A 20,119-nucleotide genomic window follows, 5' to 3' on the forward strand; every position below is an offset into this window, starting at 1 on the left:
ATGATCAAAACAGACCCGCGATGACGATGCGGCATGTCGTATCAGCCCTGATCGCGTAATTTTTACGGCGCGAATCTAGCGCACCGCCAATCACGATAATGGCGAAAGATGCGGCTGATTGCCGCTTCGTCAACGCGACTATCGACGGAGAGCGACCGGAACCGTTGACGGCCCATTCAAATATATCGTGAGACGATATGTATCCTTGTGTGCCGATATGCATCCTTGCGTGCATAGCCCACCCGAAACGCGCAAAACATTCGTTAAACAGAATTTCGGTATGACAGAATGTAATGGCGACAACTGGGCGGGAATTGCCCCGCCGCGCGACCGGCGAGCCCCCGGCAACCTGGACGGGGTCGCACGCCATCCGGCCGACGGAATATAGCCCAAGGCCTTGTATGCATTATCCCAGTTGCCATCCTCACGCACTTCGCCTTACATGCCGGCAACTCGCCCGCGGATGACGGCCGGGGCTCAAAAATCACGCACATTGTCGAGGGGACGGAATATGGCGCGTAACATATTGATTCTCGGAGCTTCCTACGGCTCGCTGCTGGGCACGAAGCTGCTGATGGCCGGGCACAATGTGACCCTGGTCTGCCGCGCCAAGACCGCTGAGCTGATCAACCGCGAAGGTACCGAAGTACGCATCAAGCTGCGCGACGAAGCCGCGCACCGGGCTATCTTCTCGCGCGACCTGCCCGGCAAGCTCGACGCGGTGACGCCGGCCAATGTCGACCTCTCGCGCTACGACATGGTCGGCCTCGCGATGCAGGAGCCGCAATACACCAACCACACGGTGCGCGTTCTCATGGTCAAGATCGCCGCCGCGAAGCTGCCGTGCCTGTCGATCATGAACATGCCGCCGTTGCCTTATCTCAAGCGCATTCCGGCGCTCGCGGACATGGATCTCGAGGAGGCCTACACCAACGCGCAGGTGTGGGAGCGCTTCGAGCCGGGCCTGGTGACACTGTGCTCGCCCGATCCGCAGGCGTTCCGCCCGCCGGAGGACGCGGCGAACGTTCTCCATGTCGGCCTGCCCACGAATTTCAAGGCATCGGCCTTCGCCGACGAGAAGCACAACAAGGTGCTGCGCGAGCTAGAGGCCGACATCGACGCGGTGACGCTCGACGGCCACGACGTGCCGGTGAAGCTGAAAGTGTTCGACTCCCTGTTCGTGCCGCTGGCGAAATGGTCGATGCTGCTGACCGGCAACTACCGCTGCATCACGCCGCACGAGCCGCAATCGATCCGCGACGCCGTTCACGGCGACCTCCAGCGCTCGCAGACGATCTACGACCATGTCGATGCGATCGCCCGCAAGCTCGGCGCCGATCCGCAGGACCAGGTGCCGTTCGCGAAATACGCCAAGGCCGCCGAGAGCCTGCTCAAGCCCTCGTCGGCTGCGCGCGCGATCGCGAGCGGCGCACCCTTCATCGAGCGCGTCGACCTCCTGGTGAAGCTGATCTCGCATCAGCTCGGCGTGCCCAATGCTGAGATCGATCGCACGGTCGACACCGTGGACCAGAAGCTGAACGAGAAGATCGTGCAGGGCGGGTCCGGCGCGCAGTAGCGGGCCGCTTCCGTTCCTGTCGGATCGCGTCGACCTTGACGCGGCGTGCTCCGTAGCCCGGATCACGCTGCGCTCCCTCCGGGGCTGCATTCATTCGCCGAGCACCCGGCCAGTTCCCGGTGTGATGCATGAGCAACGCGCCGCGCGATGCTTCATCATCAGCGCGCAATCACGCAAACGTGTCGTCTTTCCGCGCGCGAGCGCATGCCTCGCGCATATCACAGCCGCGTGAGAACACGCCGGCTGCTCATCGTCTGTTTGGCTGGACGGCGGTGAAATGACGCCGTTTTGCCCGCGAATCCGTCAAGCGCGATCGAAATTCCCTGTCGCCAAGGCTTGAAGCGATCGGCGCGCGGCGCGCGCGATCCTGCATTTGCGCAGGCGCCGCATGCGCGCAGATCAGTCTCCGCTTGTTGTCCCGCAAAACGGAGGACGATAGCTTTTCGCCTCAGCCATTATGCAATGCCGGCGTCCAGGAGCGGACGCAAACCAACAAGATAAATAAAAAATGGATCAGGCAATGCTGAGCGTCGTTCGCGCGGTCGAGGCGGGCGCGACGACGATGAAGGGCGTGATCGACGCCACCGGACTATCCCGTCTCAAGATCGAACGTGCATTGACCGCGCTGGAGAAGCAGAAGCTGTTGGTCCGCGACGGCCAGGGTTTTCGCGCGACCGGCCTGCCGAAGACGGCGCGTCCCGCCCGGCAATGCGGTTCCTGCAACGCCTGCTGCGACATCCTCGAGGTGGCCGCCGTCGACAAGCCGGTGAACCAGCTCTGCAAGCATTGGCAGACCGGCACGGGATGCACCATCTACGACCGCCGTCCGCAGATGTGCCGCTCGTTCGTCTGTGCTTGGCTGCAGGGCCATCTCGACGACGAGTGGTTCCCCGCGAAGGCCGGGCTCATCGTCCATTTCAGCCAGGACGCGGTCAACGTCACCGCAGACGACCATTGTCCCGATCGCTGGCGGGAAGAGCCTTACTTCAGCAAGCTCGCCGAATGGTCGCTGAACGGCATCAGGCGGATAGGCAACCGCGGCTATGCGACCCTCATCGTGTCCGGCCCCGACCGGTTCATGCTGCTCGGACGCACCATCGTTTCGGAACCGACGCTGTTCGGCACCGCGTTCCTGCCGCTGACGCAGGACACGTTCCGTTATTGGAGGGCAAGATCGCCCGAACATCTGCAGCGGCTGCACGAGCGCATCGCCGAGGTCGAGCGGATCAGGCAGGAATTCGGCTCCTGCGCGATTCCCGACAACGAGGACGACGATCCGCAGGCGCCCTATCGGCCCGCACTTCTGCGGCTCTCGAATCACGCCTAACTCCGCCGTGGGCAACACGGCATGATTCGCCCTGTTCCGCTCGACGCGCCCCGGCCGGATTGATAAGCCCCTGTCCGCGAATGACGGGACTTGAGTCGGGGACATGACGGTTGCGATCGAGATGGGGCAGACCACGGCAGGCGCCGCGGCCGCCATGGACCTCGAAGAACTCTTGGCGACCCGCCTCCTGGTGCAGGGCAATTCCGGCTCCGGCAAATCGCATCTGCTGCGGCGCCTACTGGAGCAGAGCGCGCCCTGGGTGCAGCAGGCCATCATCGATCCCGAGGGCGATTTCGTCACGCTGGCCGAGCGATTCGGCCATCTGGTGATCGACGCCGAGGATCACACCGAGCGCGGCTTGCAGGTTGCCGGCGAACGCGCGCGATTGCATCGCGTCTCGACCGTGCTCAATCTCGAAGGCCTCGATGCCGAGAATCAGATGCGGCGCGCCGCGGCATTCCTTGGCGGGATGTTCGACGTCGACCGCGACCATTGGTACCCGATGCTCGTCGTCGTGGACGAGGCGCAGCTGTTCGCGCCTGCCGTCGCCGGCGAAGTGTCGGACGAGGCGCGAAAGCTGTCGCTCGGCGCCATGACCAATCTGATGTGCCGCGGCCGCAAGCGCGGGCTTGCCGGCATCATCGCGACCCAGCGCCTCGCCAAGCTCGCCAAGAACGTCGCGGCGGAAGCCTCGAACTTCCTGATGGGCCGCACCTTCCTCGACATCGACATGGCGCGGGCCGCCGATCTGCTCGGCATGGAGCGGCGGCAGGCAGAATCCTTTCGCGATCTCGAGCGCGGACAGTTCATGGCGCTGGGACCTGCGCTGTCGCGCCGTCCCCTGCGCCTGAACATCGGCGCGACCGATACCAGCCCGCGCAATTCCACGCCGCGGCTGATGCCGCTGCCCGAAGCGACGCTGGAGGATGCGCGCGCCGTGATCCTGGCGGCACCGCCACCCGATGCCAGCGCCGGCCGCAGCGCCGGCCCGCGCCGGATTTGCTCGAGCAGCTCCGCGCGGCGAAAGCAGCCGCGACGCCGGAGATCCGCACCGAAGTGGTCGAGGTGCCCGTCAGCGCCGAGGAGCTTGCGGAGCGGCGCGAGCGCGTCGATCGTACGCTTCGCGCCGTGCTGGCCGAGCCAGATGCCGGCTTCCGCGCCATCGGCGTGCTCTATCAGGAATTCGTGGTCCGCTGCCGCATCGAGGGCCTTGGCTCGGCGGTGCCCGACCTCAACGAATTCCGCCGCATGCTGACGCATGCACGCGCCGGGCTCGGCACCGACCTCGCCGAGGACGATGCCTGGCAAGAGGTGTCGCTGCGCGCCTCGATCCTGCCCGACGACATGCAGGGCGTGTTCATGATGATCGCGCGCGCCGCGAAGGAGGGCTGGCCCTGCCCCGGCGATGCCGCGATCGCCCGCGCCTACGGCTCGCATTCGCTGCGCCGGGCGCAGCGCCTCCTCGGCTATATGGAGGAGCAGGGCCTGATCGTCGTCCAGCTCGACGGCGGTGGCCGCAGGTTCGTGACGCTAGTGGAGCTGGCCTGGGCGACCGCGCCGGGCGATCCCAATGCGGACGAGCTGCCGGCGGAGCGAGTGCAAAGCGCGGCTTCGCTCTGATCCCGGGGACTCAGGCCCGTCGCGCTACCTCGGTCGCATCGATCAGCATGTCAGGCGCGGCACCGCGATCGTCAGCAAAGATACGGCGGTGGAGCGCGACCGAGACGAGCCAGGCGATCGCAAACAACGCGATCACGGCAAAACCGAGATTGGCGAGCGATCCGTTGAGACCGTCGACCAGCACCCACACGCCGCCGGACAGGCCGAGCCGATCGGCGATCAGCCCGAGCGCCTCGATGCCGCCGATCAGCAGCGCCACCGCGACGGAAGCGCCGGTGATGGTGAGGTTGTACCAGAGTTTTCGCAAGGGATCGACGAAGGCCCAGCGATAGGCACTCACCATCAGCGTGGAATCGGCGGTGTCGACCAATGCCATGCCTGCTGCGAACAACGCGGGGAAGACCAGGATATCGGCGAGCGAGGCGCCGTGCGCGGTCTCCGTGGCGGAGATGCCGAGCAGGCCGATCTCGGTCGCGGTGTCAAAGCCCAGGCCGAACAGGACGCCGAGCGGATACATGTGCCACGGCCGCGTCACCAGGCGGAACATCGGGCCGAGCAGACGTGCCAGCATTCCGCGATTGGCGAGCAGCGCATCAAGCCCTTCGGCGTCGTGAACGCCCTGCTCGCGCGCGATGCGGATCGCCCGCCACAGGCTGACGAAGATGGCGAGGTTGATGGCCGCGATCACGAGCAGGAACAGCGCCGATACCGATGTGCCGATGAAGCTGCCGATCTGCTTGAGCAGGCTGTCGGCGCCAAGGCCGACGACGCCGAGCGCGAGCAGCATGGCCGCGACCACGACGATGGTGGAATGACCGAGCGCGAAATAGAGGCCGGCGCTGCGCGGCGTATCGCCCGCCTGCATCAGCTTGCGCACGACGTTGTCGATCGCGGCGATGTGGTCGGCATCGACGGCGTGGCGCAGCCCGAACACCCAGGCCAGCAGCGCTGTCGCCATCACCGTCGGACGGTCGCCGAACGCCGCGAAGGCCCAGGCCCATGCGGCGATGTTGGCGGCAATCAGCCCGCCGAACAGCAACGCTACGCCGGGCTCGATTGCCCGCAAGGACCATCTCGTCACGAATTCAATCCGTCCGTACGCTCCATCGCACGGTATGATATTTTCATAGAATAGTCACACTGACCAGCCCCGGCTGTGGCCTGATGATCGCATATGCGAATTTGCAGGGAGGTCGTCATGCCCGGGCTCGTCCCGGGCATCCACGTTCTTCGCGCTGCAGCCTAAGACGTGGATGGCCGGGTCAAGCCCGGCCATGACGAGTGGATAGATCGCACTACGCCGCCTCGGAGCCGCCGAGATAGGCATCCCGCACGCGGGGGTCGTCCGCCAGCGCCCGCGCCGGGCCTGACAGCACGATCCTGCCGGTCTGGAGCACATAGGCCTCGTGTGCGATCTCGAGCGCGAGGCTGGCATTCTGCTCGACCATGAAGACGGACACGCCTTCTTGGTTGATGGTGCGGATCAGCTCCAGCACGCGATCGACATAGAGCGGCGACAGGCCCATGGTCGGCTCGTCCATCACGATCATCCTGGGACGGCTCATCAGCGCGCGCGCCATCGCGACCATCTGCTGCTCGCCGCCGGAGAGCGAGCCGGCACGCTGCGACAGCCGCTGACCGAGCTTTGGGAAGAGTGTCAGCATCCTGTCGAGATCCTGCGCCACCGCATCGCGATCGTTGCGCACGAAGGCGCCCATCAGGATATTTTCGCGGACGCTCATGTCGGCGAACAGGCGCCGCGCCTCCGGCACCGAGGCGATGCCGCGGCGGACGATCTGCGGCGTGGACAGGCCAAGCAGCGAGGCGCCGTCGAAAGTCACATCACCCGAACGCGGCTTCACGAGTCCCAAGATGATCTTCATCGTCGTCGACTTGCCGCTGGCATTGCCGCCGAGCAGGCAGACGATGTGGCCGCGCGCGACCGTGATCGAGAGGTCGAAATGCACCTGGGCCTGGCCATAGAACGTGTTGACGTTCGACAGCACCAGCAGCGGTTCGGGTGTGCTCGCCGTCATGCCGCGCTCTCCTGCTCTGGCGTCAGGCCGTGACCAAGATAGGCCTCGATCACCTTGGGATCGTTGCGGACCTCCTCGCCCGGCCCTTCCGCGATCTTCTTGCCCTCGTCCATGACGATGACGCGGTCGGAGAGCCGCATCACCATCTCAAGCTTGTGCTCGATCAGGAGGATGGTCAGCCCTTCCGCCTTCAGCTCGGCCACGAGCGCCTGCATCTCCGCCGTCTCGGTCGGGTTCATGCCGGCGGTTGGTTCGTCCAGCAGCAAGAGGCGCGGCTTCAGCGCGAGCGCGCGCGCGATCTCGACACGGCGGCGGTTGGCGTAGGACAGGCTGTAGGCCGGCTGGTCGATCCGCGGCAGCAGCCGCTCGCCGAAGCGCGCGAGAATGGCCCTCACCTCCTCCCGCAGCCGCTCTTCCTCGGCCTTGACGCTGGCCGGGCGCAACAGAGCCAAGCCCAATTCCAGCAGCGGGCCGATCACCGGCACCGCCGGTTTCACGGCGCGCAGCCGCGTGTGCGCGCCGATCAGGACATTGTCCATGACGCTGAGATTGCCGAAGACGCGGCCGAGCTGGAACGTGCGCGCGATGCCTTCGGCCGCAAGCCGTTCCGGCGACAAGCCCGTGATGTCCTGGCCTTCGAAATGGACCGTGCCGGCATCAGGCCGGTCGAGCCCGGTCACGAGATTGAACAGCGTCGTCTTGCCGGCGCCATTCGGGCCGATGATGCTGATGAGCTCGCCCCTGGCGAGATCGAGATCGATGGCATCGACGGCGGTGAGGCCGCCGAAACGGCGCGTCAGTCCGCGCAGGGACAGCATAGGCTCCGCCATCACATCGTCCCCAGCAGGCCCTGCGGCCTGAACCGCACGAGCAAGAGCAGCACGATGCCGTAGATCAGGATGCGGTACTCCGCCGCGATCCGGAACACTTCGGGCAGGCCGACCAGCGCCACCGCCCCGACGATGGCGCCGACGACATTGCCGAGGCCGCCAAGGATAACGACGGTCAGCGCCAGAATCGATTGCTGCGTGTTGAAGGTTTCGTGGTTGATGTAGGAATAGAGATGCGCGGCGATGGCGCCGCTGACGCCGGCAGCAAAACCGCCGAAGATGAAGGCCAGCGATTTGTAGCGGTTGAGGCTGAGGCCATAGGCGCGCGCGGCGATGTCGTCGTCTCGGATGGCGCGAAAGCTGCGGCCAAGGTGCGAACCGAGCAAGCGGCCCTGCAGCAAAGCGAGTGCGACCATCACGACAAAGCTGAACCAGTAGATCGAAGTCGGGCTGACCAGATCGTAGCCGAACAGCGACAGCGGCGGGATGCCGGAGATGCCGATCGGTCCGCGAGTCACGCTTTCCCAGTTCAGGATCACCAGCGACACGATCTCGCCGATCGCGAGCGTCGCGATCGACACATAATGCCCGCGCAGCCGGAACGACGGGGAGATCAGCGTCGTGCCGAGCGCGGCACTCATCAGCCCGCCGGCGATGATGGCGAGACCGACCGGAACGTTGAGGGTCAGCGACAGCAGCGCCGAGGTATAGGCGCCGATCGCGAGCAGCGCCGCGTGCCCGAGCGAGACCTGCCCCATCGTGCCCGCCACCAGGGTCAGGCTGAGCGCGAGCATGCCGAGCAGCCAAGCGTTGATCAGGGTCTGGAGCACGTAGAAGGACACCGGGAAGAACGGCAGGACCGCGAAGATCGCGACCGCGACCAGCAACGCCCAGCGCGGAATGCGCACCGGGCGGCTCGGCGCGATGAAGGTGCCGGTGAGCGGCTCGGGCGGTGCCTGCCGCGCGCTGGCGAATAATCCGTTCGGCCGCAACACGAGCACGACCACCAGCAGCAGGAACGCGAACAGATTACGGTAGCTGGTGCCGAACACGGCAACGCCGTAGCTCTCGACGAGGCCCAGCAGCAGGCTGCCGATGACAGCACCGGGTACGTTGCCGGCGCCGCCGACCACTTCGGCGACGACGCCCTTGAGCGTCGCCTGCAGGCTCATCGCGGTGTCGATCTGGTTGTAGTACATGCCGACCAGCATGCCGGAGACGCCGCCGAGCGCTGCGGCAATGCCGAACACCGCCTGATTGACGCGGTTGACGTCGACGCCCATCTGCATCGCGGCGTCGCGGTCCTGCGAGGCCGCGCGCACCGCCCAGCCGAGCTTAGAGTAGCGCAGGAACACGAACAGCAAGAGCGCGCTGGTGATGCCGACGCCGGCGATCAGCAGGTCGAGCGGCCCGATGGTGCCGCCGCCGACCTGGAAGCGGACATCAGGCAACTGGCTCGGCAGCGCGCGCGGGTTGGGCGAGAAGGTCAGCATCACCAGCTGATCGAGCACGAAGCTGATGCCGATGGTCGCCAGCAGCGGCGCGATGCGCACCGAGTTCTGGAGCGGCCGCAGGCCGAAACGTTCGATGACCAAGCCGACGATCGCAGCTGCCGCCGCGACCACGATGATGGTGAGCGGCAGCGGCGTATGCAGCTGCACCACCGCGACCCAGCCGATATAGGCCCCGACCAGATAGATCGAGCCTTGCGCGAAGTTGATCAGCCGGCTGACGCCGAAGATCAGCGCGAGCCCGACCGCAACGAGGGCGTAGACATTGCCGACGATCAGCCCGTTGATCGTGTAGTCGAACCAGGAAGACACGCTGGGTTCCTACTGAGGAGGGAGATCAGGTCGGCTTGCCGTCCCAGAGCGCGAACTGACCCTTGCGCACGACCAGCTCGGCATTCATGGCGCCCTTGACGCGGCGGGTCGCGACGTCGAACGTCGCGGTGCCGAAGATGACGCTGGGAACGTCCTTGACCTTGGTGAAGGCGTCACGGATCGCCTTGCGGTCGGCGCCACCGATCCTCACCACCGCGGCCGCCATGTTCATCGCATCATAGGAGTAGGCGTTGAAGGCGTCGGGCTCCAGCCCGTTGTATTTCTTCTTGAAGCCGGCAATGAACTTCTGCACCTCGGGCCGCGGGTCTTCTGGGAAGTAACGCGTGCCGACATGGACGTCCTCGACCGCCTCGCCGCCGAGCTCCAAAAATTTCGGCGAGTAGACCGAGCTTGCGGCGCAGATCACCTGCTTCAATCCGACCTGGCGCGCCTGGCGCGCGATCAACGCGCCGTCGGAGTAATAGGAGATCAGGATCAGTCCGTCCGGATTGGCATCGCGCACGCGCACCAGGGTGGAGCGGAAGTCGCGTTCCTCCGCGATGTAGCCTTCGGTGACCGCGATCTCCGCGCCATATTCCTTCGCGGCGTTGACGAAATAGTCGCGGCTGGTGCGGCCCCAATCGGTGTTGAGGTGCAGCACCGCAAGCTTCTTCAGGCCGAGGCGCTTCACCGCATAGCGCGCCAACAGCGGCTGCTCGTCGGCCTGGCTGACCGATGTGCTCCACATGAAGTCGCCGCCCTTGGTGAAGTCAGGATGCGAATTGGTGAAGCCGAACTGCACGAGGCCGCCGCGCTGATAGATCGGCGATGCCGCCATCGAGGCGGGACTGGAGAAGTCGCCGAGCTCCATGACGATGCGGGGATCGGAGACGAATTTTTGCGCGATTGCGACCGACTGGCGGGGATCGCTCTGGCTGTCCTCGAATTGATAAGCGAGCTTGCGGCCGTTGATGCCGCCGGCCGCCTGGATCTCGTCGAGTGCGAGATCAAATCCCTGCTTCCACTGCGTGCCATATTGCGCATTCGGCCCGGTCAGAGGACCGCTGACGCCGAGCAGGATCGGCTCGGAGGCTTGCGCAAACGCGCTGCGCGAGAAGGCGGCTCCCGCCATCATGGCAGCGAGCGAGCCTTTGACCAGGGTACGGCGATCGATGTTGCTCATCTACGGCTCCATCCACTCAATGTTGAAACAAGCAGCAATTCTTGTGCCGGCGAGACTGCCTATTTCGAGGGCTCGCCGAGCGACAGCATCAGCCGGTTCGCCCAATTGAAGAACGAGGCGCCGTTGATGACGTCGACGATCTCGGCATCGTCGAGCCCGGCCCGGCGCAGCTCCTCGATATTTTCAGGACCGAACGCGATCGGCGTCGCCGCCAGCGCCACCGAGGCCTTGACCACGGCGTTCCAGCGCTCGCCGAGATCGGCCTTGACGCCCTCGTCGAGCAGGCGCTGCACGTCGTCGCGGCGCTTGGAATAGGTGCTGGCGAAGCGCGCATGCACGGACGCGCAATAGATGCAGCCGTTGTAGCGCGAGGTCGCGGTAGCCGCGAGCTCACGCTCGGCGCGCGGCAGGCCGTCGGCCACGTTGTAGAAGACGTCCTTGTCGGTCTTGGTCCGGGCTTCAAGGACTTCAGGGTCGCGTACCAGCAGCCGGAAATATTCCGACTTGGCGCGGGCGCGATCGACGAGACCGTTGAAATGCCGTTCGGTCAACTCGGCCTCGGGCAGCGGATCGATCCAGGAGACCCAGCCGAGCTCATCCTGGGTGAAGACGACGGGCGGATTGACGGTGGCGCTCATGATTGCTGCCTCCTCTTATGCATTCACGGCAGCGAGCGTGCGCAAGCCGGTGACGACGCGCACCTGGAACGACAGGAATGCGACGAGCTGGGAGAACGTGACGATGCCGCTGGTCGACCAGCCGGCGGCGAGCAGTGCCTTCATGTCGGCGGACGCGGCATCGCGCGGACGGAACACCAGCAGATGCGCGTGCTCGAACGCCGCGGCTAGTCTGCCGCCAAGGGCGGACTTGCCCTCTGCACTCACGCGGTAGATCAAGCCGGCCGTGTTCTCGGCTGACAACGGCCCGGCCGGATACGCGCCGTACGGCCCTGAGGTTTCGCCGCGCCCGATTTCGGCTTCGACAACCTCCACCAGGCGCGCGCCATCGGCGGTCGCAGCCAGCTTCGCGCGGTAGAAGGCGGTGAAATTGGGCTCGCGGTGCAGCCCGATGACGAAGAGCGCGATTGCCGCGCGTTCCACAAGCGAGAACTCGCCGGCGTCGATCGGCTCGAACAGAGAGAGATAGCTCTTCTGCGCGTTCTCGCGCGCCTGAAGACGGCGGGCACGGATGGCGTCCAGAGCCGAGCCCGGCTCGATCCCGGCGAGCGTGTCGATGATATCTTCTGTTGCCATCATTCAGCCTCGTGCAACACGTTGATGCGCATCAGTCGCCGCCGTCCGGACCCAGCCCAGCGCCGGCGCGACCTTCTCCGCGACCAGCTCGATCGAGCGCAGGATATAGGGATGCGGCGCATCGACCGAGTGGGCCTGGAAGACCAGATCGGTCACCCGCTCCAGCGTAGCATCCGTGCGGAGCGAGGCGATGACGTCGTCGGCCGCGCCAACATGGGTGTCGAACGCCGTGATCATCTCCTCCAGCGTCTCGCCCGGGGGCAGGTGCCCGCCCTTCATGAATTGCGGCAGCGCGCGCCGCAGTCCGAGGTCTGCGAGGCGCATCGCCTCGGCGTGGTCGTCGGCGACGAAGACGCTGCGTGAGGCCATGATGCGGGGCTCGCAGCCCGGCGGCAGTGCTTCGAGATAGGCATCGATGATCGGGTTCTGGATCTCGGCAAGCGTCGCCTTCGGCGCGTCCTTGGTCCGCGGCTGGGTGCGCGACAGCAACAGGCCATCGCCCGCCTTGCCGGCGCGGGCGCCACCGGCGACCGAGAACGTCGCCTGCCAGATCCGACCGTCCAGTTGCGGCCGCTGCGGATAGAGCGTGTCGCCGCCTTCGAGCACCTTGCCGGTCAGCGCGGCGCGGACGACCGCCAGATTGCGCGCAAAGATCTCGTTGCGCTGGGTGCTGTCGAGGCCGAAGGCGGCAAAGGCCGACGGGTTACCGCCGGTGCCGACGCCGAGCTCGAAGCGGCCGTTGCAGATGAGGTCGAGGACGGCAGCGTCCTCGGCCACCCGCACCGCGTTCTCAAGCGGCAGGGTGACGATGCCAGTGCCGAGGCGGATGCGCGAGGTTTGGGCGGCGACATAGCCCAGGAAGGTGAAGGGCGACGGCAGGCCGCCTTCGCGTTCGTGGAAATGATGCTGCGCGATCCACGCGGAATCGAGGCCCGCCTTTTCGGCGCGCACGATCTGCTCGGCTGCAAAGCGGTAGCGCTCGGCGGGCGCGCCTCGTCGAGGAGGCGCGTGAAGAATCCCAGTCGTTTCAGGTTTGCGAAGCGTTTCATTACGACCCCTGCCGGGCGAGAATGGGCCCCGATGATGTCGGTTGCCGCAGCTCCAGACAAGCGGGCATTGCGCAAGGCTGCCCGCCGGGACGGCCCTGCGCTGGAGCCAGGCAGTCTGCCTACCAGCTCGGCAGCACCGCGCCCTTGAACTTGGTCAGGACGAACTCCTTGACCTCCGGCGTGTGGTAGCTGTCCACGAGGGTCTTGACCCAGGGCTTGTCCTTGTCGGCGGTGCGGACCGCGATCAGGTTGACATAGGGCCCCTTCGGATCCTCGCGCAGGATCGGATCCTTGACCGGATCGAGCCCAGCCTGGGTTGCATAATTGGTGTTGATCGCGGCGGCGTCGACGTCGTCGAGCGCGCGTGGCGCCTGCGCCGCATCCACCTCGATGAACTTCAGCTTCTTCGGATTCTCGGTGATGTCGAGCACCGTCGGCTTGAAGCCGGTGCCCTCCTTCAGCTTGATCACGCCCTTGTCGCGCAGCAGCAGCAGCACGCGGCCGCCATTGGTCGGATCGTTCGGGATCGAGACCTTGCCGCCCTCGGGGATATCGGCAAAGGCCTTGTGCTTCTTCGAATAGACGCCGATCGGGAAGTTCACGGTCAGCGCGACGGACTCGATCTTGTAGCCGCGATCGGCTTTCTGGTTGTCGAGATAAGGCTGGTTCTGGAACGAATTGGCCTGGATCTCGCCGGCATCCAGCGCGGCGTTCGGCACGACGTAGTCGGAGAACTCGATCAGCTGGATGTCGAGGCCCTGCTTGGCGGCGACCGGCTTCACCGCTTCGAGGATCTGCGCATGCGGTCCCGGCGTCACGCCGATCTTGATGGTCTCGGCGCTCGCAGCAGCGGACCAGGCGGCGAGCACGGTTGCAAGGATCAGGGGAAGGCGAAACGACATCTTGGTCTCCGGCAGTCTGCGGCAATGATGGGAACCGTATTCGCTTCTCCGCCGGGCGAAATCAATGAAATGAATATCCATATTGGCGGCAAGTCGTGGGCTGCGCCTTCTCGATTCGCCACCGGACGTGAAACGAATTGGCGGCAGCGATTGCGCCCGCGACAAACGGCCGGCACATCATGGCCGGCCGCGCTCTCTCGACGTCATCCTCGCGCGCTGTCGACCAGCAGATTCCAGATTCGCTGGGTTTCGCACCTTTTGCGGACATCGGGGCTTGCCTCCGGCTCCGAGCGCGAGCGGCTATCGGCCGGCTTGGCCTCAGGCGGCGTGATCCATCGCTCCGAGATCGGATCGTACCATTTTCCGATCGACATTCCGATAAACAGGTCGCTCACGAAGATCACCTCGCCGAACAAATTCGCGTGCCGCTCTCGCCCGCTGCATCTGACGCAACGCCCGTCTGGAAAACGAGGTTCGCTTGCGAACGTTCCTCCTGGGGACGAACGGCCCGGCGCTTCAAGCCGGCTTTGACGGATGCTGCGTGCGCGGGTGGCGCGCGTGCAGCAGCCGTGCGAGGTCTTCGCGCTCGCCGTCGCGCTGCTTCATCGCGGTCTCGAACAGCGCCTCCTGGATGTCGCGGGGCATATCTCCCCACACGTCCATCGCCGCCCGCCCGAGCAGACGCGCAAAATGGTCTTCTCCCTCGCCCATCGGAGCCTCCTGATCCCGCCTAAAAAGATGGAACGGCCGTCGCGCTGCGGCGTTCCACAACCATCCCCGTGAAAGCAGGCGTGGCCGGCGATCGACCATGCTTATCCGCCGCGCGCCTCCGCCATTTCGCCGCAGGGTTTTCCGCTCTTGCCGCCCCTTGCCGGCATTGCCGCCTCGTCCGTGATGAAACATGATGGGACGCTGGCGACGAATGTTCCAAGTGGAGGCCATCTGATGGACGAGAACGACATCCGCAAGGCAATCGCGGAGGTGAAGCAAGGCACGTTGTCGCGGCGCGGGTTCATCCAGACCATGGCCGCGGTCGGGATCGCGGCGCCGATCGCAAGCCAGATCCTGCTCTGGAATGACGTGGCGATGGCGGACGCCACGCTGCCCTACAAGCCGACCAAGGCCGGCGGCGGCGGCCCGCTGAAGCTCCTGCTCTGGCAGGCTCCCACTCTGCTCAATCCGCATTTCGCGCTCGGCACCAAGGACCAGATCGCCTCGCGCATCTTCTTCGAGCCGCTCGCGGGCTGGGACAAGGAGGGCAACCTCATCCCCTGCCTTGCCGCCGAGGCGCCGACCAAGGCCAATGGCGGCCTTGCGGCGGACGGCATGAGCGTGATCTGGAAGCTGAAGCAGGGCGTGCGGTGGCATGACGGCAAGCCCTTCACCGCCGACGACGTCGTCTTCACGTGGGCCTATGCCGCCGATCTTGCGACCGCGGCCTACACCACGGGATCCTACAAAGACATCAAGGTCGAGAAAATCGATGACCATACCGTCAAGGTGAACTTCAGGGCCCCGACGCCGTTCTGGGCCGATCCCTTCGTCGGCTCGGTCGGCCAGATCCTGCCAAAACATCATTTCGCCGACTATGTCGGCGCGAAGTCGCGCGAGGCGCCCGGCAATCTGAAGCCGGTCGGCACCGGGCCGTACAAGTTCGTCGAGTTCAAGCCGGGCGACCTGATCCGCGCCGAACGCAATCCCGACTATCACATCAAGAATCAGCCGCATTTCGACACGATCGAGATCAAGGGCGGCGGCGATGCGGTCTCCGCGGCGCGCGCCGTCCTGCAGACCGGCGAATACGATTTTGCCTGGAACATGCAGGTGGAGGAGGAGGTCCTCAAGCGCATGGAGGCGGGCGGCAAAGGCAAGCTCGACATCACGCCTTCCGGCAATGTCGAGTTCATCATCCTCAACACGACGGATCCCTGGACCGAGGTCGACGGCGAGCGGTCGAGCGTCAAGACCAAGCACCCGACGCTGTCCGATCCCGCCGTTCGCCGCGCGATCAATCTCTTGATCGACCGCGATTCGATCCAGAAGTTCATCTACGGACGCGGCGCCGTCGCAACTGCGAGCTTCGTCAACGCGCCCAAGCAGTTCAAGTCCCCCAAGCTGAACTACGAGTTCGACATCGACAAGGCGAGCAAGATCCTCGACGAGGCCGGCTGGGCCAAGGGTGCAGACGGCATCCGCGAGAAGGACGGCAAGAAGCTCAAATACGTGTTCCAGACCTCGACCAACGCGCCGCGCCAGAAGACGCAGGCTATCATCAAGCAGGCCTGCCTGAAGGCCGGCATCGAGATCGAGATCAAGGCGGTCACCGCATCGGTGTTCTTCTCCTCGGATGTCGGCAATCCCGACACCTACTCGAAATTCTACGCCGACATCGAGATGTACAACACGACGCAGCCGCAGCCCGATCCGGAGCGCTTGCTGAACCAATGCGTGTCCTGGGAGATCGCGACCAAGGACAACAAATGGCTCGGCCGCAACAATTCGCGCTATTCCGATCCCGAAGTCGACAAGGCCTACAAGGCCGCCCAGAACGAGCTCGACCCGGTCAAACGCGCCGCGCTGCTGATCAAGGTCGACGAGACCTTCTGCGAGGCCCACGTCTTCCTGCCGCTGCTCTCGCGCCACATCGTCAATTCCAGCGTCAACAGCCTGATGGCCGACATCTCGGGCTGGGACACCATCACGTGGAATCTGGCGGGCTGGTATCGGGTCTGAGGACGCACGCGAAGGAGCGGCGAACGCAAGGCCCGCGGGCTTTGCGACATTCCGCGTGTTGTGTGCTTCAGGTCACAGCAGAATCAGGCGCCCTCGCCTAGACTCCCCGGGCATGGCCGCAAACAAGGTAACGGCGGTACGCATGAGGCTGGGGAGGCGATCAACAGCTTGGGACTTCTCGAAGCCGCCAGGGTGCAGAACCCGGCGGCTTTTTCTTCACGCGAGGCCTAATGCCGGATCGTGTCTGCCTCGACGATCACGACCCGTATCTCGGGATGAAGCGCAGCCCCGCCCTCGGGGGGTATGGGGGGCTGGGAGGCGGGGCCGCGCAGGCCAGCCATCGGCGGCGATGCCGGCCCGCCGATTCAAGCTTCGATCACGTTGAAGAGTTCCTTTGCGTCTGGCGCCGCCAGACTGATTCCATTTCGACCGGCAAGTCTGAGGTCGGTCACACCGCGCAGTAACGCTCCTGGATGTCCTTGTCCGCCAGCAGCGCCGCGGCGCTGCTTTGATGCACCACCTCGCCCTGGTCGATGATGACGGCGCGGTCGGCGAGGCGCAGGGCCCATTCGACGTTCTGCTCGACCAGCAGCAGCGTCTTGCCCTCGTCGCGCAGGCGGCGGAACAGCACGCCCATCTCCTCGACCAGGACAGGCATGATGCCCTCCGAGGGCTCGTCGAGCAGGATCATCTTGGGCTCACCGATCAAGGCGCGGGCAATGGCGAGCATCTGCTGCTCGCCGCCGGAGAGCGTCACACCCTCCTGATCGAGGCGCTCCTTGAGGCGAGGGAAGGTTTCGGCGATCTCGTCGATCGCGGTACCTTCATCGATGTCGCCGCCCGCCGCGACCAGACCGAGCCGCAGGTTCTCGCGCACGGACAGGCCCGGGACGATGCGGCGCTCCTCCGGCACGTAAGCCAGGCCGAGATGGAAGCGCTGATGGGCGCGCAGAGGCAGCAGCTCCCGGCCCGCAAAGCGCACACTGCCCGTCGCCTTCGGCATCAGGCCCATCATCGCCCGCAAGGTCGTGGTCTTGCCGGCACCGTTGCGGCCGACGAGAGCAACGACCTCGCCCGGGGCCACATGCAGCGAGATGCCGTGCAGGATATGGCTCGCGCCATACCAGGCGTGGAGGTCGTTGATTTCGAGCAGCGCTGTCTCAGCCATAGCCTTCACTCTGTCCGAGATAGACCCGGCGGACTTCCGGATTCCTCCTGATCTCGTCAGGCGCACCGTCCGCCAGCAGGCGGCCGTGATGCAGCACCACGACGCGCTTGGACAGGCCCAGCACCATCTTCATCTTGTGCTCGACCAGCAGCACGGTGCGCTTCTCGGCGAGCCGTTCGAGCAACGCCACCATGTCCTTGGTCTCCTCCGGCCCCATGCCGGCGGTCGGCTCGTCCAGCAGAAGCAACTCCGGCTCGGAGACCAGTGCGATCGCGATCTCCAGCGCGCGCTGCTGTCCGTGCGACAGGAATTTTGCCATTTCGTTGCGCTGACCAAGCAGTCCCACCGCTTCCAGCGCCGTATCGGCGCGCGCGTTCAGCTCGGTCAGCCGGGCCCGATTGCGCCAGATGTCATAGCTCACGGTCAGTGCCTGTGCCGCCACGCGCACATTCTCGTGCACGGACAGATCGGGAAAAATGTTGGTGATCTGGTAGGAGCGCGAGATGCCCCGATGCACGAAGCGGTGTTGCGATAGGCCGTTGAGCTCGCGGTCCCTGAAGTGCAGCTTGCCCGAGGTCGGCGTCAACGCGCCCGAGAGAATGTTGAAGAACGTGCTCTTGCCGGCGCCGTTCGGCCCGATGATCGAGGTGAGCTGTCCGGCTGCAAAGGACACGGTGATGCCTTCGAGCGCGACGAAGCCGCCAAAGCGCTTGCCGATCCCGTCGGCGCGAAGCAGTTCCCCGCTCATGGCCGCGCCTTTCCGATACGAAGCGTATCGAGCAGCGTGCCCCAGATGCCCTTCGGCAGGAACAACACGAACAGCACGAAGATCGCGCCGACAAAGATCTGCCAATGCGGCGTCCAGAGCGAGATGACGTCCTCCAGGATCAGGAAGCTCGCGGCGCCGACGAAGGGCCCGAAGAAGCTGCGGGCGCCGCCGAGCAGCACCATCATCACGATCATACCGGAGGTCTGGTAGTGCAGGATGTCCAGCGGCACGATCGACAGATGCAGCGCCAGCATGCAGCCGCCGAGCGAGGAGATCGCGCCCGACAGCATGAACACGATCAGCTTGCTGCGCTCGACGTCATAGCCGCAAGCCCGAGCACGCTGCTCGTTCTCGCGGATGGCCTCGATCACGGCCCCGAACGGCGAGTTGAGAATGCGCGACTGGAACCACATCGCCAGCGCCGCGAAGGCCATCAGCACGTAATATTTGTTGACGGGGTCGAGGAAGTTGACCTGAAAGCCGAACAGGCTGATGCGGTCGACCGTGAAGCCGCGCAGGCCATTTTCGCCGCCGGTGAAGGACGAAGCCTGCAGCGCGACGTAATAGACCAGCTGGGCCAGCGCCAGCGTCACCATGGAGAAGTAAATGCCGCGCGTGCGCGTCGAGACGATACCGATCGCGGCCGCAAGACAGGTGCTCAGCAAGACCGCGATCGGCACGGCCGCAAACCACGGCACGCCATAGCGGCCGATCGCGATGCCGGTGAAATAGGCGCCGGCACCAAAGAACGCGGCCTGGCCGAACGACAGCAGCCCGGTGTAGCCGAACAAGAGATTATAGCCCATCACCACGACGCCGTAGATCAGGACGTTGACGGCCAGCGCTTGCGACGGCAGCAGCCAGGGCAGCACGGCCAGCACTGCGATCGAGAGCAGCACACGCTGCTCAAGCAGCCAGCCGAGGCCGCTGGACGAGGGTTTGGCGACCGCTTCGCCGCTCGAAGGGTGCGTCACGCGGTCCTCCCTCTCACGCCGAACAGGCCTTGCGGGCGGATCAGCAGCACCACCGCCATCAGCGCGAACATGACGATGGTCGCCATCTCGGGCGCGAACAGCGCCACCATGCTGATGGAGATGCCGACCATGAGGCCGGCAACGACGGCGCCGACGATCGAGCCGAGCCCGCCGATCACGGTGACCACGAACGCCTCCGCCAGCACCAGCGAACCCATCTCCGGATTGACGCTGCGCATGGGCCCGGCGAGCACGCCGCCGAGCGCAGCGAGGCCGACGCCGAGGCCGAAGATCGCAAGCCACACCCGGCCGATATCGACGCCGAGCACCTGCATGATGGTGGGATCGCGGGCGCCGGCGCGCACGATCAGGCCGACGCGTGTCTTCTCCAGCGTCAGCCAGAGCACCAGCAAAACGACCGCCACCAGCGCGATGACGAACAGGCGGTAACGCGGGAAGAAGCCGATGCCGAGATCGACCACGCCGATCAGCTGCGGCGGAGTCGGGAACGGAATGCCGTCGCTGCCGAACACGATGCGCACGCCTTCGACCAGGATGTAGCTGAGGCCGAAGGTCAGCAGCAGCGGATCGTCGATCGAGCGTCCATAGAGCCTGCGGATCAGGACGAACTCGATCAGCATGCCGAAGGCGCCGATCAGGATGGGCGCAAGCAGCAACCCCCACCAGAAGCTCCCGGTCAGCGACGCCAGATACAGCCCCGCATAGGCCCCGATCATGAACAGCGCGCCGTGGGCGAAGTTCACCACCCCGAGCATGCCGAACACGATCGTCAGTCCAAGCGCAGTGATCACCAGGACCGCCCCAAGGGCGATCCCGGAGAGAAGCTGCATGATGATCAGCGACAGGTCCATCGTC

General features: G+C 65.3%; 17 protein-coding genes and 2 pseudogenes. 4 read left to right on the forward strand and 15 right to left on the reverse strand.

Going from position 1 to position 20,119, the window contains the following annotated elements; genetic code table 11:
* Nucleotides 1-511: 511 nt before the first annotated feature.
* The 3 genes and pseudogenes from FOM02_RS36885 (at nucleotide 512) to FOM02_RS36895 (ending at nucleotide 4,523) form a co-directional block, all read left to right on the forward strand.
* A complete protein-coding gene (locus tag FOM02_RS36885; protein ID WP_027564117.1) occupies nucleotides 512-1,576 on the forward strand; it encodes a ketopantoate reductase family protein in 1,065 nt (354 codons plus the stop codon).
* A gap of 508 nt (nucleotides 1,577-2,084) precedes the next feature.
* On the forward strand, nucleotides 2,085-2,903 hold the full coding sequence (locus tag FOM02_RS36890; protein WP_027564116.1) for a YkgJ family cysteine cluster protein: 819 nt from the start codon (nucleotides 2,085-2,087) through the stop codon (nucleotides 2,901-2,903).
* Between the two features lie 103 nt (nucleotides 2,904-3,006).
* Nucleotides 3,007-4,523 (forward strand): annotated as a pseudogene (locus tag FOM02_RS36895) (helicase HerA domain-containing protein).
* Nucleotides 4,524-4,533: 10 nt separating this feature from the next.
* Here FOM02_RS36895 and FOM02_RS36900 read toward each other — a convergent pair.
* From FOM02_RS36900 to FOM02_RS36950, 11 genes and pseudogenes are all read right to left on the reverse strand, one after another.
* On the reverse strand, nucleotides 4,534-5,589 hold the full coding sequence (locus tag FOM02_RS36900) for a HoxN/HupN/NixA family nickel/cobalt transporter (RefSeq protein ID WP_035729244.1): 1,056 nt from the start codon (nucleotides 5,587-5,589) through the stop codon (nucleotides 4,534-4,536).
* A gap of 229 nt (nucleotides 5,590-5,818) precedes the next feature.
* Nucleotides 5,819-6,559 (reverse strand): ABC transporter ATP-binding protein, encoded by a 741-nt coding sequence (locus tag FOM02_RS36905; protein WP_027564113.1) that lies wholly within the window; start codon nucleotides 6,557-6,559, stop codon nucleotides 5,819-5,821.
* Nucleotides 6,556-7,389: an ABC transporter ATP-binding protein gene (locus FOM02_RS36910; protein ID WP_027564112.1), complete on the reverse strand. Its 834-nt coding sequence runs from the start codon at nucleotides 7,387-7,389 to the stop codon at nucleotides 6,556-6,558. Before FOM02_RS36910 ends, FOM02_RS36905 begins: the two co-directional genes overlap by 4 nt.
* Complete coding sequence (locus tag FOM02_RS36915) at nucleotides 7,389-9,212, reverse strand: ABC transporter permease (RefSeq protein WP_027564111.1); 1,824 nt, start codon at nucleotides 9,210-9,212, stop codon at nucleotides 7,389-7,391. The genes FOM02_RS36910 and FOM02_RS36915 overlap by 1 nt, the downstream gene beginning before the upstream one ends.
* A gap of 25 nt (nucleotides 9,213-9,237) precedes the next feature.
* On the reverse strand, nucleotides 9,238-10,395 hold the full coding sequence (locus FOM02_RS36920; RefSeq protein ID WP_027564110.1) for an ABC transporter substrate-binding protein: 1,158 nt from the start codon (nucleotides 10,393-10,395) through the stop codon (nucleotides 9,238-9,240).
* Nucleotides 10,396-10,454: 59 nt separating this feature from the next.
* On the reverse strand, nucleotides 10,455-11,033 hold the full coding sequence (locus FOM02_RS36925) for an alkylhydroperoxidase domain protein (protein ID WP_027564109.1): 579 nt from the start codon (nucleotides 11,031-11,033) through the stop codon (nucleotides 10,455-10,457).
* Nucleotides 11,034-11,048: 15 nt separating this feature from the next.
* Nucleotides 11,049-11,648: a CMD domain protein gene (locus FOM02_RS36930; protein WP_027564108.1), complete on the reverse strand. Its 600-nt coding sequence runs from the start codon at nucleotides 11,646-11,648 to the stop codon at nucleotides 11,049-11,051.
* Nucleotides 11,649-11,651: 3 nt separating this feature from the next.
* Nucleotides 11,652-12,697 (reverse strand): annotated as a pseudogene (locus tag FOM02_RS36935) (putative FMN-dependent luciferase-like monooxygenase).
* Nucleotides 12,698-12,816: 119 nt separating this feature from the next.
* Nucleotides 12,817-13,599 (reverse strand): MetQ/NlpA family ABC transporter substrate-binding protein, encoded by a 783-nt coding sequence (locus FOM02_RS36940; RefSeq protein ID WP_027564106.1) that lies wholly within the window; start codon nucleotides 13,597-13,599, stop codon nucleotides 12,817-12,819.
* Between the two features lie 203 nt (nucleotides 13,600-13,802).
* Nucleotides 13,803-13,994, reverse strand: coding sequence for a hypothetical protein (locus FOM02_RS36945; protein WP_141263153.1), 192 nt, complete (start codon nucleotides 13,992-13,994; stop codon nucleotides 13,803-13,805).
* 121 nt (nucleotides 13,995-14,115) lie between these two features.
* Nucleotides 14,116-14,310: a hypothetical protein gene (locus FOM02_RS36950; RefSeq protein ID WP_027564105.1), complete on the reverse strand. Its 195-nt coding sequence runs from the start codon at nucleotides 14,308-14,310 to the stop codon at nucleotides 14,116-14,118.
* A 234-nt stretch (nucleotides 14,311-14,544) separates the two neighbouring features.
* Here FOM02_RS36950 and FOM02_RS36955 point away from each other — a divergent pair, with 234 nt between their 5' ends.
* Entirely contained in the window at nucleotides 14,545-16,332 is a 1,788-nt protein-coding gene (locus FOM02_RS36955) for a peptide ABC transporter substrate-binding protein (protein WP_027564104.1), read from the forward strand.
* A 448-nt stretch (nucleotides 16,333-16,780) separates the two neighbouring features.
* On the opposite strand, the gene FOM02_RS36960 is transcribed toward FOM02_RS36955, so the two are convergent.
* Genes FOM02_RS36960 through FOM02_RS36975 form a run of 4 tightly spaced genes read right to left on the reverse strand, consistent with a single transcriptional unit; the run spans nucleotide 16,781 to nucleotide 20,115 of the window.
* Nucleotides 16,781-17,500, reverse strand: coding sequence for an ABC transporter ATP-binding protein (locus FOM02_RS36960; RefSeq protein ID WP_035729239.1), 720 nt, complete (start codon nucleotides 17,498-17,500; stop codon nucleotides 16,781-16,783).
* A complete protein-coding gene (locus tag FOM02_RS36965) occupies nucleotides 17,493-18,248 on the reverse strand; it encodes an ABC transporter ATP-binding protein (RefSeq protein ID WP_027564101.1) in 756 nt (251 codons plus the stop codon). Before FOM02_RS36965 ends, FOM02_RS36960 begins: the two co-directional genes overlap by 8 nt.
* Nucleotides 18,245-19,243: a branched-chain amino acid ABC transporter permease gene (locus FOM02_RS36970; protein WP_027564100.1), complete on the reverse strand. Its 999-nt coding sequence runs from the start codon at nucleotides 19,241-19,243 to the stop codon at nucleotides 18,245-18,247. Before FOM02_RS36970 ends, FOM02_RS36965 begins: the two co-directional genes overlap by 4 nt.
* Entirely contained in the window at nucleotides 19,240-20,115 is an 876-nt protein-coding gene (locus FOM02_RS36975; RefSeq protein ID WP_027564099.1) for a branched-chain amino acid ABC transporter permease, read from the reverse strand. The genes FOM02_RS36970 and FOM02_RS36975 overlap by 4 nt, the downstream gene beginning before the upstream one ends.
* Nucleotides 20,116-20,119: the final 4 nt, after the last annotated feature.

Origin of the sequence: Bradyrhizobium sp. SEMIA (genome assembly GCF_014844175.1) — a bacterium.
Classification (GTDB): domain Bacteria; phylum Pseudomonadota; class Alphaproteobacteria; order Rhizobiales; family Xanthobacteraceae; genus Bradyrhizobium; species Bradyrhizobium arachidis.

Bases quoted from the DNA above. Each gene is read 5' to 3' on its own strand.
- FOM02_RS36885 (WP_027564117.1), top strand. From the start codon at position 512: ATGGCGCGTAACATATTGATTCTCGGAGCTTCCTACGGCTCGCTGCTG.
- FOM02_RS36890 (WP_027564116.1), top strand. From the start codon at position 2,085: ATGGATCAGGCAATGCTGAGCGTCGTTCGCGCGGTCGAGGCGGGCGCG.
- FOM02_RS36905 (WP_027564113.1), bottom strand. From the start codon at position 6,559: ATGACGGCGAGCACACCCGAACCGCTGCTGGTGCTGTCGAACGTCAAC.
- FOM02_RS36910 (WP_027564112.1), bottom strand. From the start codon at position 7,389: ATGGCGGAGCCTATGCTGTCCCTGCGCGGACTGACGCGCCGTTTCGGC.
- FOM02_RS36920 (WP_027564110.1), bottom strand. From the start codon at position 10,395: ATGAGCAACATCGATCGCCGTACCCTGGTCAAAGGCTCGCTCGCTGCC.
- FOM02_RS36925 (WP_027564109.1), bottom strand. From the start codon at position 11,033: ATGAGCGCCACCGTCAATCCGCCCGTCGTCTTCACCCAGGATGAGCTC.
- FOM02_RS36930 (WP_027564108.1), bottom strand. From the start codon at position 11,648: ATGGCAACAGAAGATATCATCGACACGCTCGCCGGGATCGAGCCGGGC.
- FOM02_RS36940 (WP_027564106.1), bottom strand. From the start codon at position 13,599: ATGTCGTTTCGCCTTCCCCTGATCCTTGCAACCGTGCTCGCCGCCTGG.
- FOM02_RS36950 (WP_027564105.1), bottom strand. From the start codon at position 14,310: ATGGGCGAGGGAGAAGACCATTTTGCGCGTCTGCTCGGGCGGGCGGCG.
- FOM02_RS36955 (WP_027564104.1), top strand. From the start codon at position 14,545: ATGGACGAGAACGACATCCGCAAGGCAATCGCGGAGGTGAAGCAAGGC.
- FOM02_RS36960 (WP_035729239.1), bottom strand. From the start codon at position 17,500: ATGGCTGAGACAGCGCTGCTCGAAATCAACGACCTCCACGCCTGGTAT.
- FOM02_RS36965 (WP_027564101.1), bottom strand. From the start codon at position 18,248: ATGAGCGGGGAACTGCTTCGCGCCGACGGGATCGGCAAGCGCTTTGGC.
- FOM02_RS36975 (WP_027564099.1), bottom strand. From the start codon at position 20,115: ATGGACCTGTCGCTGATCATCATGCAGCTTCTCTCCGGGATCGCCCTT.